This window comes from Actinomyces gaoshouyii, assembly GCF_002076915.1.
In the GTDB taxonomy this organism is placed as follows: domain Bacteria; phylum Actinomycetota; class Actinomycetes; order Actinomycetales; family Actinomycetaceae; genus Actinomyces; species Actinomyces gaoshouyii.
The window spans coordinates 1152281-1167818 of sequence record NZ_CP020468.1; the positions used below are offsets into that span (position 1 = coordinate 1152281).

Genomic DNA, 15538 nt, shown 5'->3' on the forward strand with positions numbered 1-15538 from the left:
CGTCGTCCTTTCATTGAGGGGGCCCGCGAGGCCCGGAAGGATCAGATACGCCGCTGGCGAGCGATCGCGCGGCATGACCATGGCCGACTCTACCCGAATCGCGCGCCGGGGCCAGGGCACGCCTCCTGTGAGGTGCCCTGGCCCCGATCGCGGTTGCGTCACGGGCACCGCCCTGCCCGAGCACCGCTCAGGCGGCGGCGGATGGTGCGGCGCCCGATCCCGCTCAGGCGGCGTAGAAGCGGCACATGGCCGCGAAGGAGTCCGCCTTGAGGGAGGCGCCGCCGATGAGGGCGCCGTCGATGTCGGCCTGGGCCATGAGCTCGACGATGTTGCCGGGCTTGGCGGAGCCCCCGTAGAGCACGCGGGTGGCCTCGGCGGTCGCCTCGCCGAAGTCCTCGCGCAGGGCCGCGCGGATGGCCCCGCAGACCTCCTGGGCATCGTCGGCGGTGGCGGTCTCACCGGTGCCGATGGCCCAGATGGGCTCGTAGGCGATGACGATCTTGGCGACGTCCTCGGCGCTCCATCCCTTCAGGGCGGCACGGATCTGGCCGAGCACGAACTCGACGTGCGTGCCGGCCTTGCGGATCTCCAAGGCCTCGCCGCAGCACAGGATCGGCGTCATGCCGGCATCGAGGGCCTTGCGGGCCTTGGCGCCAACGAGCTCATCGGACTCGTTGTGGTACTCGCGGCGCTCGGAGTGGCCCATGACCACGTAGGAGCAACCGAGCTTGGTGAGCATGGCGGTGGAGATCTCACCGGTGTAAGCGCCGTTGTCGTGGATGGAGACGTCCTGGGCGCCGTACTTGATCTCCAGGTTGTCAGCGTCGACGACGGTCTGCACGGTGCGCAGGTCGGTGAAGGGCGGGATGACGACGGCCTCGCAGTTGGCGAAGTCGTGTCCGGCGTCCTTGAGCTCCATGGCGATGCCCTGGACGAGGTGGTTGGCCTCGAGATGGTCCAGGTTCATCTTCCAGTTGCCCGCCATGAGGGGGGTGCGGTTCGACATTGCGGTGGTGTCCTTCGTTGTCAGTTGGGGTGTGGGGCGGCTGGCGCGATCAGTCCTCGAGGACGGCGATGCCCGGCAGGGTCTTGCCCTCGAGGAGCTCCAGGGAGGCGCCGCCACCGGTGGAGATGTGGGAGAACGTGGTCTCGTCGAAGCCGAGGGTGCGCACAGCCGCGGCGGAGTCACCGCCGCCGATGACGCTGAAGGCGTCGGAGTCGCTGATGGCCCGGGCCACGGCCTTGGTACCGGCGGCGAAGGCGTCGAACTCGAAGACGCCCATGGGGCCGTTCCACACGACGGTCTTGGACGAGGCGATGGCCTCGCTGAAGATCTCGGCGGTCCTGGGGCCGATGTCCAGGCCCATCTGGTCGGCCGGAATGGCGTCGGAGGCCACGACGGTTGCGGGGGCGTCGGCCTTGAACTCCGGGGCTGCGACGGTGTCGACGGGCAGGAGGAGCTCAACGCCGTTGGCCTTGGCGGTAGCCAGGTAGCCCTTGACGGTCTCGACCTGGTCCTTCTCCAGCAGGGAGGTGCCGACCTCGTGGCCCTGGGCGACGAGGAAGGTGTAGGCCATGCCGCCCCCGATGAGGAGGCGATCCGCCTTGGACAGCAGGTTGGCGATGACGCCGAGCTTGTCGGAGACCTTGGAGCCGCCGAGCACCACGGTGTAGGGGCGCTCGGGGTCGTTGACGGCGCGTCCGAGGGACTCAATCTCCTTGACCACGAGCAGGCCCGCGGCGGCCGGGAGGATCTTGGCGATGTCGTAGACCGAGGCCTGCTTGCGGTGGACCACACCGAAGCCGTCGGAGACGAAGGCATCGGCGAGCTCGGCGAGCTGGGCGGCGAAGGCCTCGCGCTCGGCGTCGTCCTTGGAGGTCTCGGCGGCGTTGAAGCGCACGTTCTCCAGCAGGACGATCTCACCGGCGCTCATGGCCGCGACAGCGGCCTTGGCGGACTCGCCGACAGTGTCCTCGGCCAGGACGACTTTGACGCCGGTGACCTCGGCGAGGCGTTTGGCGACAGGGGCGAGCGAGAAGTCCGGATTGGCCTGGCCCTTGGGACGGCCGAGGTGGGCGGTGATGATGACCTTGGCGCCGGCCTCCAGGAGCCTGCGCAGGGTGGGCAGGGCGGCCTGGATACGGCCGTCATCGGTGATGTTCCTGTCGGCGTCGAGCGGGACGTTGAAGTCGGAGCGGACGAGGACGCGTTTGCCGGCCAGGTCGCCGAGGGAATCGATGGTCTTCATGAAACCTCTCAAGGTGTGATGTGGCGTTCGAGTGAACGGTGGATGGGGGATGGGTGACCGACGCCCGCGCACGCTGAGCGTGCGCGGGCGTCTTCTCATCGGGTGCTCACGGTGCTCATGACGCCGCGCCTCCCGATCGTGGGCTCAGCTCGTGCGCCGACTCAGGCGAGCTTGGAGCCGATGAGAGCGGTGAGCTCGACGAGGCGGTTGGAGTAGCCCCACTCGTTGTCGTACCAGGACAGAACCTTGACGAGGTCACCGATGACCTTGGTCTCGGTGGCGTCGAAGATCGAGGAGTGCGGGTCGCCGACGATGTCGGTGGACACGATCGGGTCCTCGGTGTACTTGAGGATGCCCTTGAGCTCGCCCTCGGCAGCGGCCTTGACGGCGGCCTTGATGGACTCGACCGAGACCTCCTTCTCGGCCTGGAAGGTCAGGTCGGTGAGCGAGCCGGTCGGGGTGGGCACGCGCACGGCGAGGCCGTCGAACTTGCCCTTGAGCTCGGGAAGGACGAGGGCCACGGCCTGGGCGGCACCGGTCTTCGTGGGGATCATGTTGAGGGCGGCGGCGCGGGCGCGGCGCAGGTCGCCGTGCGGGGCGTCGAGGACGCGCTGGTCACCCGTGTAGGAGTGGATCGTCGTCATGATGCCGCGCACGATGCCGAAGTTCTCGTGGAGGACCTTGGCCAGCGGAGCGAGGCAGTTCGTGGTGCAGGAGGCGTTGGAGACGATGTTCATCGTCGCGCCGTCGTAGTCGCCCTCGTTGACGCCCACGACGAAGGTGCCGTCGACGTTCTTCGCGGGTGCGGAGATGACGACCTTCTTGGCGCCGGCGTCGATGTGGGCCTTGGCCTTCTCACCATCGGTGAAGAAGCCGGTCGACTCCACGACGACCTCGACACCGAGGTCGCCCCACGGCAGGTCCTTGGGGTCGCGCTGAGCGAGGACCTTGATGCGCTTGCCGTTGACGGTGATGCCGTCATCGTCGAAGGAGACCTCGCCGTCGAAGCGACCAAGGATGGAGTCGTACTTGAGGAGGTGGGCGAGGGTCTTGTTGTCGGTCAGGTCGTTGACCGCCACGACCTCGATGTCGGCGCCCTGCTCAAGCGCGGCACGGAAGAAGTTGCGGCCGATGCGGCCGAAGCCGTTGATACCAACGCGGGTGGTCACTTTGTGTCCTCCTAATGCGCCGGTGAGGCGCACGGTTACGTAGTTCCAGCGCATCAGCGATGCGCCCCGGCCCGCCGGAAGAGCTCTCAAGGGGTTCCGTGGGCCAGCGCGACGAGTCTACCGTCACAGCGCGGTGAGGCGCGAGTGGTATCCACGCCCTTGGCGAACGCTCTCGGGGCCACCGGCGTGATCTCGTCGTGACAGCCTCGGCATGGGGGACGGACGTCCCAGCCTCCTCCGGGGCGCAGGCGCCGAGCCGATGCCGGCGGCTACAGGTCGAGCATGTCCGGGGTGAGGACGGACTCGGTGTCGGGGATGCCCAGATCGTGGGCGCGCTTGTCCGCCATGGCGAGCAGGCGGCGGATGCGCCCGGCGACGGCGTCCTTGGTGAGCTGGGGGTTGGAGAGCTGCCCGAGCTCCTCGAGGCTGGCCTGCTTGTTGGCGATGCGCAGCCGGCCGGCCTCGACGAGGTGGGCGGGGATGTCATCGCCCAGGATCTCGAAGGCCCGCTCCACCCGCGCCCCGGAGGCGACGGCGGCCCGGGCGGAGCGGCGCAGGTTGGCGTCGTCGAAGTTGGCCAGGCGGTTGGCGGTTCCGCGCGACTCGCGGCGGCTGCGCCTCTCGCCCCAGGTCCTGAAGGCCTCCTTGGCGCCCATCCGGTCCAGTAGGACGCCGATGGCCTCGCCGTCGCGCACGACGACGCGGTCGGTCCCGCGCACCTCGCGGGCCTTGGCGGCCACGTCGAAACGGCGGGCGGCGCCCACGAGCGCCAGGGCCGCCTCGGAGCCCGGGCAGGTGACCTCCAGGGAGGAGGAGCGGCCCGGCTCGGTCAGGGAGCCGCGGGCGAGGAAGGCCCCCCTCCAGGCGGCGGCGGCCGAGGTGCGCACGCCGTGGACGACGGCCACGGGCATCCCGCGCACGGGGCGGCCGCGCCCGTCGACGAGTCCGATGAGGCGCGCGAGCTCCTTGCCGCGCTCACTCACGCGCAGGACGTAGCGGGTACCGCGGTGCAGAGAGCCGCCTTGGACGACCATGACCTCGGGCTCCATGCCGAAGAGCTCCTTGAGGTCGTGGTGGAGGCGGCGCACCGCCCCGCCGTGGTCGAGCTCGGCCTCGACGACGATGCGCCCGGAAACGATGTGGAGCCCACCGCCGAAGCGCAGCATCGACGCCACCTGGGCGCGGCGCTGCGCGGTGCTCTCCGCGCTCACGCGCGCCAACTCGTCCTTGACGGTGACGGTCAGCGACATACCTTCCGCTCTCCTCGCTCGTGTCTGGCTGAGGGGCTGGGCAGCGTCCGGGTTCAGTCCCCCAGGGCTCCGCCGTTGCCGACATCGCCCACCACGCCGTCGAAGGCGTCCCGGAAGGCGGCGGCCAGCCGCAGGGGGTCATGGTTGCACATGGAGTCCCCGGTGCGCACCTGCCGCAGGATCACAGTTGCGCCCATGGCGCCCGCAACCTCCTCGAGATCATCGAGATCCTCGATGGTGGAGGGGTCAGCGAGAACGACGTCGAGGCGCAGCGCGGGGGCGTGCTCGCGCAGGACTCTCAGGAGATCGGCCGCCGTCATGCCATCGGTCTCCCCACTCTGCGCCGTGAGATTGAGGACGACGGCCCGCCTGGCGCGGGTGGTGACGAGGGACTCGCGCAGGGAGGGCAGAATGACGTGGGGCAGGACGGAGGTGTACCAGGAGCCTGGGCCGAGCACCACCCACTCGGCCTCCTCGATGGCGCGGATGGCCTCGGGATGGGCCTGGGCGTCCTCGGGGACGACGGCGACGTTCTCGAGTCGGCCGCGCGTCCTGGCCACGGCGACCTGGCCGCTCACGCGCGCGCGCTCATCGCCGTCGACGACATCGGCCTCGATGACCAGCGGGGAGGCGCTCATCGGGATGACCCGGCCGTGGATCCCCAGCAGGCGGCCCACCCAGCCCAGCCCCTCGACCTCGTCGCCCAGGAGCTGCCACAGGGCCAGGATGAGGAGGTTGCCCAGGGCGTGGTTATCCAGCTCGCCCTCGCCGGAGAAGCGGTGCTGGAGGACATCGCGCCAGGTGAGACCCCAATCGGATTCATCGCACAGGGAGGCCAGGGCCATGCGCAGGTCGCCCGGCGGCAGGCAGTCGAACTCCTGGCGCAGGCGGCCCGAGGATCCGCCGTCGTCGGCGACGGTCACGACCGCCGTGAGCCGGTTGGTCACGTGCCGCAGGGCCCGCAGAGTGGCCGACAGCCCGTGGCCCCCTCCCAGGGCCACGACGGCGGGGCCCTCCTCCCCGCGCCGGGGCCACCCCCCGGAGTCGATGGTGGTGGGCATGGCTCACTCCCGTCCGAGGTCGCGGTGCTGGGTGTTGACGCGGAAGCCGCGCGAGCGCAGGCGCGCCGAGATGCGCTCGGCGGAGGCGACGGAGCGGTGCTTGCCGCCGGTGCAGCCCACCGCGATGGTGACGTTGGGCTTGAGCTCGTCGACGTAATGGGGCAGCGCGGGCGCGAGGAGGTCGGCGTACCCGTCGACGAAGGCCGCGGCGCCGGGCTGGCGGAACACGTAGTCGGCCACGGGATCGTCGCGCCCGGTGAGGTGGCGCAGCTCGGAGACCCAGTACGGGTTGGGGATGAAGCGGATGTCGAGGACGTGGTCGGCGTCGACGGGCAGGCCGTACTTGAAGCCGAAGCTCATGATGTTGACGCGCAGCGCGAGATCGGACTCGGTGGCCACGAGGTCTCGCACGCGGCGGGCGAGGTCGTGGACGGACAGGTCGGTGGTGTCGATGACCATGTCCGCGGCGCCCTTGAGACCGCCCAGCAGTGTGCGCTCGTGCTCGATGCCGTCGAGGATGGAGGAGGTGCCCTGCAACGGATGGGGCCGGCGGGAGGACTCGAAGCGCCGCACCAGAACGGCGTCGGAGGCGTCGAGGAAGAGGACGCGCACATTGGTCCCGCTCTCGCGCAGCTCGGCGAGGTAGCGCATGAAGTGAGCGAAGAACTCCCGGCTGCGCACATCGACGACGGCGGCCAGCCGGTGGACGCCCGCGCCGACGGTGGTCATCATGCCCGCCAGCGCCGGCAGCAGTTGGGGCGGGAGGTTGTCGACGACGTACCAGTCGAGGTCCTCCAGGGCGTTGGCGGCCCGGGAGCGACCGGCCCCGGACATGCCGGTGACGATGATCATCTGGGGGCTCGTGGCGGGGGCCACGGGAGGCGCCTCCTCGTCGATCCGGGGGATCTCGATGGGTACCGTATCCTGGCGGGGCCCAACGGCCCGGTCGCCGTCTGCGTCGTCCTCGCGCCCGGAGGACCGGGGCCGTGGCGTGCGATGGTTCTCCATGGGCCAAGCATGGCATGACGGGCAGGGCTGTAGCCTGCTCCTGCTCACCGGGATCGCACTCCGGTGAGCCCTCGGAGGAACACCCGCCCCGCGTCGCCAGGACGCTCGGGCGCCGACCTCGGATACAGGAGTCACGCGCATGAGCATCAGCGCCGCCCCCACTGCTTCGACCACCGGGCCCGGCGGGCCCGCCCCGCTCGGCACGCCGTGGACACCGCGCGCCACCCGGGTGGCGCTGCTGGGCTCGGGCGAGCTCGGCAAGGAGGTGGCGATCGCGCTGACGCGCCTGGGCGTGGAGGTCATCGCCATCGATCGCTATGACGGCGCTCCCGCCCAGCAGGTCGCGCACAGCGCGTTGACCATCGATATGTCCGACGCGCACGAGCTGGCCGCGGCGATCCGCTCCTGTGGGGCGCGGGTGGTCGTCCCGGAGATCGAGGCACTGGCCACGGACGCCCTCGAGGCCCTGGAGTCCGAGGGCATCCGGGTGGTGCCCTCGGCGCGCGCCGCGCGGCTGACGATGGACCGCGAGGCCATCCGGCGCCTGGCGGCCGAGGAGCTGGGCCTGCCCACGAGCCCCTACGTCTTCGCCTCCTCTGCGGCTGAGCTGCGCGCAGGCGCCGAGGAGGTCGGACTGCCCTGCGTCGTCAAGCCGGTCATGTCCTCCTCGGGGCACGGGCAGTCCGTGGTGGGCTCGGCCGATGAGCTGGATGCGGCCTGGCGGCGCGCCGCTGAGGAGGGCAGGGTGGACCGGGGCCGGGTGATCGTGGAGGGGCTCGTGCGCTTCGACACGGAGATCACGCTGCTCACGGTGCGCTCGCGGGACGCGGCGACGGGCGGCACGGTGACCTCGTTCTGCGAGCCGATCGGCCATCGGCAGGCGGGCGGGGACTACGTGGAGTCGTGGCAGCCGCAGGCCCTGCCGGCACGCGCGCTGATGCGCGCCCGTGAGATGGCCGAGAGGATCACCGCCGCCCTGGGCGGCTGGGGCGTGTTCGGGGTGGAGCTGTTCATCAGCGGCGAGGAGGTCCTGTTCTCGGAGGTCTCGCCGCGCCCGCACGACACCGGCATGGTGACGATGGCGAGCCAGCGCCTGTCCGAGTTCGAGCTGCACGCACGCGCCCTCCTGGGTCTGCCCGTGGACACGGCGCTGCGCTCGCCGGGGGCCTCCGCGGTCATCAAGTCCCCGGGCGCGTCGGCCCCGGGCGAGGGCGCCCGCTTCGACGGCGTCGCCGAGGCGCTGGCCGTGCCGGGAGCCGATCTGCGGATCTTCGGCAAGCCGGAGGCCCATGAGGGCCGCCGCCTCGCGGTGGCGGTGGCCGAAGGCGTGACAGTGGAGGAGGCGCGCGACCGCGCCACGCGCGCCGCCGGCTCCATCCGCGTCCTCCTCCAACCGCCCCTCCCATCGAGACCGGTCGAAAACAGCATCGAAACCGGTCCGCCCTCCGCAGGCCGGGCAGGGGAGATCCCTCCCGCGGGGTAGTGGTTCCAGGCGGCGCAGGTATCGCCCGCTACTCCCCCGCCGGGGTGGAGGAGCCGAGGAGCCGTGCGATATGGATAGCCAGATAACTGATCTCGTCCGGCCTGACCGTGATCCTGATCCGCTCCTGGAGGAGGGAGGCCACCTCCTCGGCGAGCCTGAAGGCGTCGGGATAACGCCCGCGCAGGGACGCGGCGATGATATCGGCGGTTCCATCGTCGATCTGGGCGCCGGTGCGGGCACGGGCGAGGAAGTAGCGCAGGTGGGTGGCGAAGCGGGCGGCGTGGATGGAGCCCTGATCGATACCGTCGGGCGCGGCGCGGTCGATCAGCTCGATGGCCCGGGTCACGATCCGGGACTGCGCCGCGGCTTCCTGGAGGGAGCCGGCCCCGGTGGAGGCGGCGAAGAGGTGGAGCGCGAGGGCGAAGGCCTCGCCGTCGGGCAGGCGCACGGCCTGGGAGGCATTGAGGCCGGCCACCATCCGCTCGGCCAGGCGCAGTTCCTCGGGATGGAGGTGGGCGACCTCGGCCCGCAGGGGGTAGTCCATCCGCTCGCCGCGCCGGGCGCGTTCGAGCGCCTGGTGGACGTGGTCGACGACGGCGATGAGGCCCGCCGAGGTGATCGTGGCGCCGAGGTTCTTGAGCGCCTGGGTGAAGACCTCCTCGATGAGGGCGATGCGAGCGAGCGGGATCTCGGAGAGCATCTGGCCGACGAGGCCGGCGTCCTGCGCAGTGACGTAGCGGCGGGCGATGAGGGACTCGTCGAGGTCCTGGCCCGCCTTGCGCCCGAAGGCGAGTCCCCGGCCCGTGGCGACGACCTCGCGCCCCAGGGCATCACGGGCCAGAACGACATTGTTGTTGAACACCCGCAGGATTCTCACTCCCCGAGTGTGCCACACCATACCCGCCCCTGACCGGGACCGGTCGAGAACGGCGTCGGAACCGATCCTCTCTCCACAGGCCCCAGGGCGGTCGCGCTCCGTGCCCTTCCTGCGCCGGCTGCGGTTCCCGGGCCGGCACTGGGGCCGGCCCGGGCCCGGTCGTCAGCCGCCGGATACCCGGAGCGTCGCCCCGTTGGATGCGATGAGCTCCTTGTACCAGCCGAAGGACTTCTTGCGGTAGCGCGCCAGGCTGCCCGCGCCATCGTCGTCGCGATCGACGTAGATGAAGCCGTAGCGCTTGGACATCTGGGCCGTGGAGGCCGAGACGCAGTCGATGCAGCCCCAGGAGGTGTAGCCCATGACCTCGACGCCGTCGGCGATGGCCTCGGCCACCTGCACGAGGTGGTCGTTCATGTAGGCGATGCGGTAGTCGTCCTCAACGGTCGGGCCGTCGGGCCCCTCGATGAGCTCGTCCTTCGCCCCCAGCCCGTTCTCGACGACGAACAGCGGCTTGCCCCAGCGGTCCCAGAACTGGTTGAGGATGATGCGCAGGCCGATCGGGTCGATCTGCCAGCCCCACTCCGAGGCGGCCAGGGTCGGGTTGGGCACACCGCCCATGATGTTGCCCGCCCCCTGGCCCGCCGCCTGGGCGGCGGTGTCGCACACGGACATGTAGTAGGAGAAGGATACGAAGTCCACCGTGTGCTCCTTGAGGGTGGCCAGGTCGCCCTCGGCGATGTCGAGTTCGACACCCTTCTCGGCCAGGGTCCGCAGGAAGTATCCCGGGTACTCGCCGCGCACGTGGACATCGGAGAAGGCGAGGTTGGCGTGGTCGGCCTTCAGACAGGCGAGCACGTCGCGCGGGTCGGGGGTCAGCGGATAGATCGGCACGCCGATGACCATGCATCCGACCTTGATATCGGGGTTGATCTCGTGGGCGATCCTCGTGGCGCTCGCCGAGGCGACGAGCTCGTGGTGGATCGCCTGGTAGAGGTCCTTGGGCGCGAGACGCTCCTTGGGCGTGTTGATGCCCCCTGACAGGAGGGGCGCGTGCAGCACGGAGTTGATCTCGTTGAAGGTGAGCCAGTACTTGACGCGGTGGCCGTAGCGCTCGATCACCGTGCGGGCGTAGCGCTCGTAGAAGCCGATGAGGCGCCGGTCGGTCCAGCCGTCGTAGGCCTCAGCGAGGTGCAGCGGGGTCTCGTAGTGGCTGAGGGTCACGAGGGGCTCGATGCCGTGCTTCTCGAGCTCATCCAGGACGCGGTCGTAGAAGGCCAGGCCCTCCTCGTTGGGCTCGGTCTCATCACCGAGAGGGAAGATGCGGGACCAGGCGATGGAGAAGCGGTAGATCTTGAAGCCCATCTCGGCGAACAGCGCGATGTCCTCGGCGTAGCGGTGGTAGAAGTCGATCGCCTCGAGTTTGAGATTGTCGGGGGTCGGCCTCTCGGTGCGAGGGGCGACGATGCCCTTGGGCATGACGTCCTGGATGGATAGTCCCTTGCCGTCGACGTCGTAGGCGCCCTCGACCTGGTTGGCTGCGGTGGCGCCTCCCCAGAGGAATCCCTCGGGGAATCGGGGCGTGAACATGGTTGATCCTGTCATTCTGGTCTCCTTGGTCATTCGCGGTTGATGATGGTCTGCTGCTGCCGGGGCGTCAGCGGTCGATCTCGATGATGGTCTCACCTGCGCGCACATCGCCGTCGACGATGGGCACGACGGCGCCCAGGCTGGCGGTGGAGGTGATGACGACGATAGTGGTGGTGTCGTAGCCGGCGGCATTCACGGCCTCGAGGTCGACGTCGACGAGCGGGTCACCGGCGCCCACGCGGTCCCCCACGGCCACGCGCGGCGTGAAGCCGGCGCCCTTGAGGTTGACGGTGTCGATGCCCACGTGGATGAGGATCTCGACGCCGTCGTCGGTCTTGATGCCGAAGGCGTGCCCGGTCTCCATGGCGGTGACGACCGTCCCCGCGGCCGGTGCGGCCAGGCGGCCGGAGGCAGGGACGATGCCGACGCCGTTGCCGAGTGCGCCCGAGGAGAACACCGGGTCCTTGACCCTCTCCAGCGGGACGGCGGAACCGCCGACGGGGGCGACGAGGGCGTTGGTGGGCTCGGCGGCGCGGGAGCCAGTGGTCGCAGCGGACCCGGCGGGGCCGCCCGTCTGCTCCCCCGGCGCGGCATCGGCATCGTCCTTCACACCGAACATGAAGGTGAGGATGAAGGCGATGGCGACACCGACGATGACACCGATGAGCCACAGGATGAAGTGCGGGGTCTCCAGGTAGGCGGGGATCGCGATGAGCGAGGGGAAGACCCCTGCCTGGGAGACCCGGCCCCCGGCGATCGCCCCGATGGCCCCGCCGACGGCGCCGCCGAGGATGCCGAAGTAGAAGGGGAGCTTCCGGGGCAGGTTGATACCGTAGATGATCGGCTCGGTCACACCGGCGAGGAAGCCGGACAGCGAGGCGGGGCCGGCGAGCTCGCGGACCTTGGCGTCGCGGGTTCGGATCATGACGGCCAGGCCGGCGGCGGCCTGCGCGAGGACTGCGGCCCCGATGGGTCCGTAGATGAGGGAGTAGCCGTTGGTGGTGATCTCCTGGGTCATGATGGGCACGAGCCCCCAATGTAGGCCGAACATGACGATCACCTGCCAGAACCCTCCGATGACGATGCCGCCGAGCAGCGGGACGTGGATGAACAGCAGCTGGACGCCCGAGGCGATGCCGTCGGCGATGGTCGTAGTGAGCGGGCCGATCGTGAGCAGGGTGAGCGGCGCCATGACGAGCACGCTGATCCAGGGGGTCATGAAGTTGCGGAAGGCGCTGGGGAAGACCCGGTCGCAGACCCGCTCCACGTAGCTCTGCACCCACACGGCCACGATGATGGGAAGCACTGAGGACGTGTAGCTCATGATGACCAGCGGGATGCCGAGGAAGGTATGGGCGCCGCCGTCGTTCATCGCGACGATCGAGGGGTAGACGAGGGCGCCGGCGATCGCCATCGCGGTGAATTGATTGGCCTTGAAATGGCGCGCCGCCGTCACAGCGAGGACGAGGGGGAGGAAATTCATGAAGGCGTCGGACGCAGCGTAGAGCACTGTGTAGGTGTCCGAGGCCTCATCGATCCAGTTCAAGGTGGCGAACATGGCGAGGAAGGCCTTGAAGAGGCCGGTTCCCGCCAGGGTCCACAGCACCGGGGCGAAGATTGCCGAGACGAGGGCGATGAAGGCGTCCAGCGGGTTGCGCGACGGCGCGCCCCCACCCTCACTGCCGTCGTTCTTCCCTGATCCGAGACCTGGGAGGAGGGCCTGGACCTGGGCGAAGAGCAGTGGGACGTCGGTGCCGATGACCACCTGGTACTGGCCTCCGGCCTGCACCACGGTGACGACGCCGCTCATTGTCTTGATGGCGGTGGTGTCCGCCTTGGACTCATCCTTGAGGACGAATCGCATGCGGGTGGCGCAGTGGGAGAGCGCGGTGACATTCGCCTCTCCCCCGATCCGCTCGAGTAGGTCCGGCGCCATTGCCGCGTAGTCGACTTTTGCCATGAAGAGCCTCCTTGCCTTCCCATGATCCGCGCCGGGGCAACAAAAAAGACCCAAGACGCTATTCTACGGCATGGCGCGGAGCGTCTCAGGTCTTGCCCCGAGTGGGTCACAATCCTGGTGGGCTATTGCCCACGGATGACGATAGGCGGAACGCTCTTGGCACGACAAGAGCATCCTCATATGCTGCACGTCACATCCGAGGAGGGAACCATGGGCATCCCGGCCATGACCGAGGATCCTCCTGATCGACGTTGACGGCGCGCTCGTCACCTACGAGAACACGATCCCGGCCTCGGTCGGCGGCGCGGGCGCTGTGCGACGCGCGCGGGCGGCCGGCCGGCCGGCCACAGGCTCTACTCTACGCCTGCACGGGGCGCTCCCGGGCCGAGATGCCGCCGGCGCTGTGGAACCTGGGCCTGCACGGCATGATCGGAGGAAACGGCGGCTATGTGGAGGACGACGGCGAGGCGGTCCTCCACAGCCATCTGAGCGCCGAGCAGTGCGGGCAGGCGGTCGCCTTCCTGCGCGAGCGGGGCCTCACCTTCTACCTGGAGGCGAACTCGGGGCTCTACGCCCCGTCCGACTTCACCGAGCGCGCTCTGACGGCGCTGCGCGCCTATATGGCGGGCAAGGGGCCCGACGCCGCGCGCCTGACCGTCCCCGACGCGTTCCCGGACATGATCCTCACTGAGGAGCTCGTGCGTGCTTCCCAGCCTCACCCCGCCGACTCGCCTCCGCCGCCCAGGTGCTCGTGGACGGTGGCGGCGAGCGCCGGGCCGATGCCCCTGACGTCGGCGATCTGCTCCACGCTGGCGGCGCGCAGGCGCTTGACCGATCCGAAGGCCCTGAGCAGCGCGGCCTGGCGGGCGGGCCCGAGGCCGGGGACGTCATCGAGCACGGAGCGGGTCATGCCGGCGGAGCGCTTGGCGCGGTGGTGGGTGATGGCGAAGCGGTGGGACTCGTCGCGCAGGTGCTGAAGGAGGTAGAGCGCGGGCGAGGTGCGCGGCAGGATGACGGGGAACTCGTCGCCGGGGATCCAGACCTCCTCCAGGCGTTTGGCCAGGCCGATGATGGGGATGTCGATGCCGAGCTCGTCGAGGACGGCGCGGGCGGCCCCAACCTGCGGCGGCCCGCCGTCGACAACGACGAGGCCGGGCGCGTAGGAGAAGCGTTTGGCCCGCCCCGTCCCGGGATCGATGGGCCCGGAGACGACGGCGACGCCCTCGGCGTCCTCGACCTGCTGGGCGGCCTGAGCCGCGCTCAGCTCCGCCGTGCTCCGGCCCTGCTCGGCGAGGAGCCGCTTGAAGCGCCGGGTGAGCACCTCGCTCATGGCTGCGGTGTCATCGGCCGCGCCGCCGCCGTTCTCACCGCGGATGACGAAGCGGCGGTAGTCGGATTTGCGGGGGGCGCCGTCCTCGAAGACCACCATGGAGCCGACCTGGTGGGTGCCCTGGGTGTGGGAGATGTCGTAGCACTCGATGCGCAGGGGCGCCTCGGGCAGGTCGAGGGCCTCGGCGAGCTCGTCGAGGGCGGCGGAGCGCTGAGTGAGATCGCCGGCGCGCCGGGTCTTGTGGAGGCGAAGAGCCTCCTCGGCGTTCTTGCGAACGGTCTCCATAAGGGCCGCCTTGTCCCCTCGGGCGGGGACGCGCAGGTCGACGGCGGCGCCGCGCAGCCCGGCGAGCCAGGCCCGCACGGCGGGGGCATCATCGGGAAGGACGGGGACGAGCACCTCGCGGGGCACGGCGGTGGTGGAGGCGTGGGCGACATCGTCGACGCTGGTGGCCGCGGCCTCGGCGCGCCTGGGTGCGGGCTCGTCCTCGCGTCGTGCGCGCGGGGCCGGGCAGGCGAGCGCGCGCCCGACGCCGACGGATGTGGTGGGACCGGAGACGGGCCCGCTGGGAGCGGCCCCCGAGCCGGCCGATGATGGCTCGAGGGCGCCGGTGTCCCCGGGGTCGAGAAGGTCGGCGTAGACCTGCTGGATGAGGCGCTCGATGAGCTCTGAGTCGGTCGCGTCATCGGGGGTGTCGATGACCCAGCCGCGCTGGCCGCGGATGCGCCCGCCGCGGACGTGGAAGACCTGGACGGCGGCGGTGAGCTCGTCGCGCACGAGGCCGAAGACGTCGGCGTCGGTGGCGTCGAGCAGGACCACGGCGTTGCGCTCGATGACCTTGCGCAGCGCGGCGGCGTCGTCGCGCAGGCGGGCGGCCTTCTCGAAGTCGAGTGCGCCGGCGGCAGCGCGCATCTGGGACTCGACTTCGCGCAGATAGGGCCCGGTGCGGCCGGCGAGGAAGGAGCAGAGGTCCTCGGCGAGGGCCCGGTGGTCGGGGGCGGAGATGCGGCCGACGCAGGGGGCGGAGCATTTGTCGATGTAGCCCAGGAGGCAGGGGCGACCGGCGGCCTTGGCGCGCCGGAAGACGCCGGCGGAGCAGGAGCGGACGGGGAAGACGCGCAGGAGCTGGTCGAGGGTGTCGCGGATGGACCAGGCCTGGACGTAGGGGCCGAAGTACCGAGCGCCGCGCTTGCGCGCCCCGCGCACCACCTGGGCGCGGGGGAACTCCTCACCCAGGGAGATCATGAGGTAGGGGTAGGACTTGTCGTCCTTGTACATGACGTTGAAGCGCGGGTTGAACTCCTTGATCCAGGAGTACTCCAGGGCGAGGGACTCCACCTCGGTGGCCACGACGGTCCACTCGACGGCGCAGGCGGTGGTGACCATTCTCTGCGTGCGCGGGTGGAGAGCCGCCAGGTCCTGGAAGTAGTTGCTCAGGCGGGCTCGTAGATTCTTGGCCTTGCCGACGTAGATGACGCGACCCTCGGGGTCGAGGAAGCGGTAGACGCCGGGCGACGTGGGGATCTCGCCCGTAGCGGGCCGGTACGTCGAGGGGTCTGCCATG

General features: G+C 70.2%; 11 protein-coding genes and 1 pseudogene. 2 read left to right on the top strand and 10 right to left on the bottom strand.

The window, feature by feature from the left end; genetic code table 11:
- Positions 1 to 223 precede the first annotated feature (223 nt).
- From tpiA to rapZ, 6 genes are all read right to left on the bottom strand, one after another.
- The gene (gene tpiA, locus B6G06_RS04700; protein ID WP_080462661.1) at positions 224 to 1006 is read right to left on the bottom strand and encodes a triose-phosphate isomerase; all 783 of its coding nucleotides are present in this window, start codon (positions 1004 to 1006) and stop codon (positions 224 to 226) included.
- A gap of 49 nt (positions 1007 to 1055) precedes the next feature.
- Complete coding sequence (locus tag B6G06_RS04705; RefSeq protein WP_080462662.1) at positions 1056 to 2249, bottom strand: phosphoglycerate kinase; 1194 nt, start codon at positions 2247 to 2249, stop codon at positions 1056 to 1058.
- A 161-nt stretch (positions 2250 to 2410) separates the two neighbouring features.
- Entirely contained in the window at positions 2411 to 3418 is a 1008-nt protein-coding gene (gap, locus tag B6G06_RS04710) for a type I glyceraldehyde-3-phosphate dehydrogenase (protein ID WP_081171211.1), read from the bottom strand.
- Between the two features lie 269 nt (positions 3419 to 3687).
- Positions 3688 to 4668 (bottom strand): DNA-binding protein WhiA, encoded by a 981-nt coding sequence (gene whiA / locus B6G06_RS04715; protein ID WP_081171213.1) that lies wholly within the window; start codon positions 4666 to 4668, stop codon positions 3688 to 3690.
- A gap of 53 nt (positions 4669 to 4721) precedes the next feature.
- Positions 4722 to 5729 carry a gluconeogenesis factor YvcK family protein gene (locus B6G06_RS04720; protein WP_081171215.1) on the bottom strand — a complete coding sequence of 336 codons (1008 nt, stop codon included), beginning with the start codon at positions 5727 to 5729 and terminating at the stop codon, positions 4722 to 4724.
- A gap of 3 nt (positions 5730 to 5732) precedes the next feature.
- Positions 5733 to 6737: an RNase adapter RapZ gene (rapZ, locus tag B6G06_RS04725; protein WP_188640712.1), complete on the bottom strand. Its 1005-nt coding sequence runs from the start codon at positions 6735 to 6737 to the stop codon at positions 5733 to 5735.
- Between the two features lie 139 nt (positions 6738 to 6876).
- Between rapZ and purT the strand changes: the two genes are divergently transcribed.
- A complete protein-coding gene (gene purT, locus B6G06_RS04730; RefSeq protein ID WP_240494105.1) occupies positions 6877 to 8220 on the top strand; it encodes a formate-dependent phosphoribosylglycinamide formyltransferase in 1344 nt (447 codons plus the stop codon).
- A 28-nt stretch (positions 8221 to 8248) separates the two neighbouring features.
- Here the strand turns inward: purT and B6G06_RS04735 are convergent, their stop codons facing one another.
- The 3 genes from B6G06_RS04735 to B6G06_RS04745 form a co-directional block, all read right to left on the bottom strand.
- Positions 8249 to 9097: a PRD domain-containing protein gene (locus B6G06_RS04735; RefSeq protein WP_080462803.1), complete on the bottom strand. Its 849-nt coding sequence runs from the start codon at positions 9095 to 9097 to the stop codon at positions 8249 to 8251.
- Between the two features lie 162 nt (positions 9098 to 9259).
- On the bottom strand, positions 9260 to 10699 hold the full coding sequence (locus B6G06_RS04740) for a glycoside hydrolase family 1 protein (protein WP_080462666.1): 1440 nt from the start codon (positions 10697 to 10699) through the stop codon (positions 9260 to 9262).
- A gap of 52 nt (positions 10700 to 10751) precedes the next feature.
- Positions 10752 to 12644, bottom strand: coding sequence for a beta-glucoside-specific PTS transporter subunit IIABC (locus B6G06_RS04745; RefSeq protein WP_081171217.1), 1893 nt, complete (start codon positions 12642 to 12644; stop codon positions 10752 to 10754).
- Between the two features lie 389 nt (positions 12645 to 13033).
- On the opposite strand from B6G06_RS04745, the pseudogene B6G06_RS10495 reads away from it, so the two are divergent.
- Positions 13034 to 13168: pseudogene (locus B6G06_RS10495) on the top strand (Cof-type HAD-IIB family hydrolase); the annotation flags it as partial.
- A gap of 191 nt (positions 13169 to 13359) precedes the next feature.
- On the opposite strand, the gene uvrC reads toward B6G06_RS10495, so the two are convergent.
- On the bottom strand, positions 13360 to 15537 hold the full coding sequence (uvrC, locus tag B6G06_RS04755; RefSeq protein WP_080462668.1) for an excinuclease ABC subunit UvrC: 2178 nt from the start codon (positions 15535 to 15537) through the stop codon (positions 13360 to 13362).
- Position 15538 lies beyond the last annotated feature (1 nt).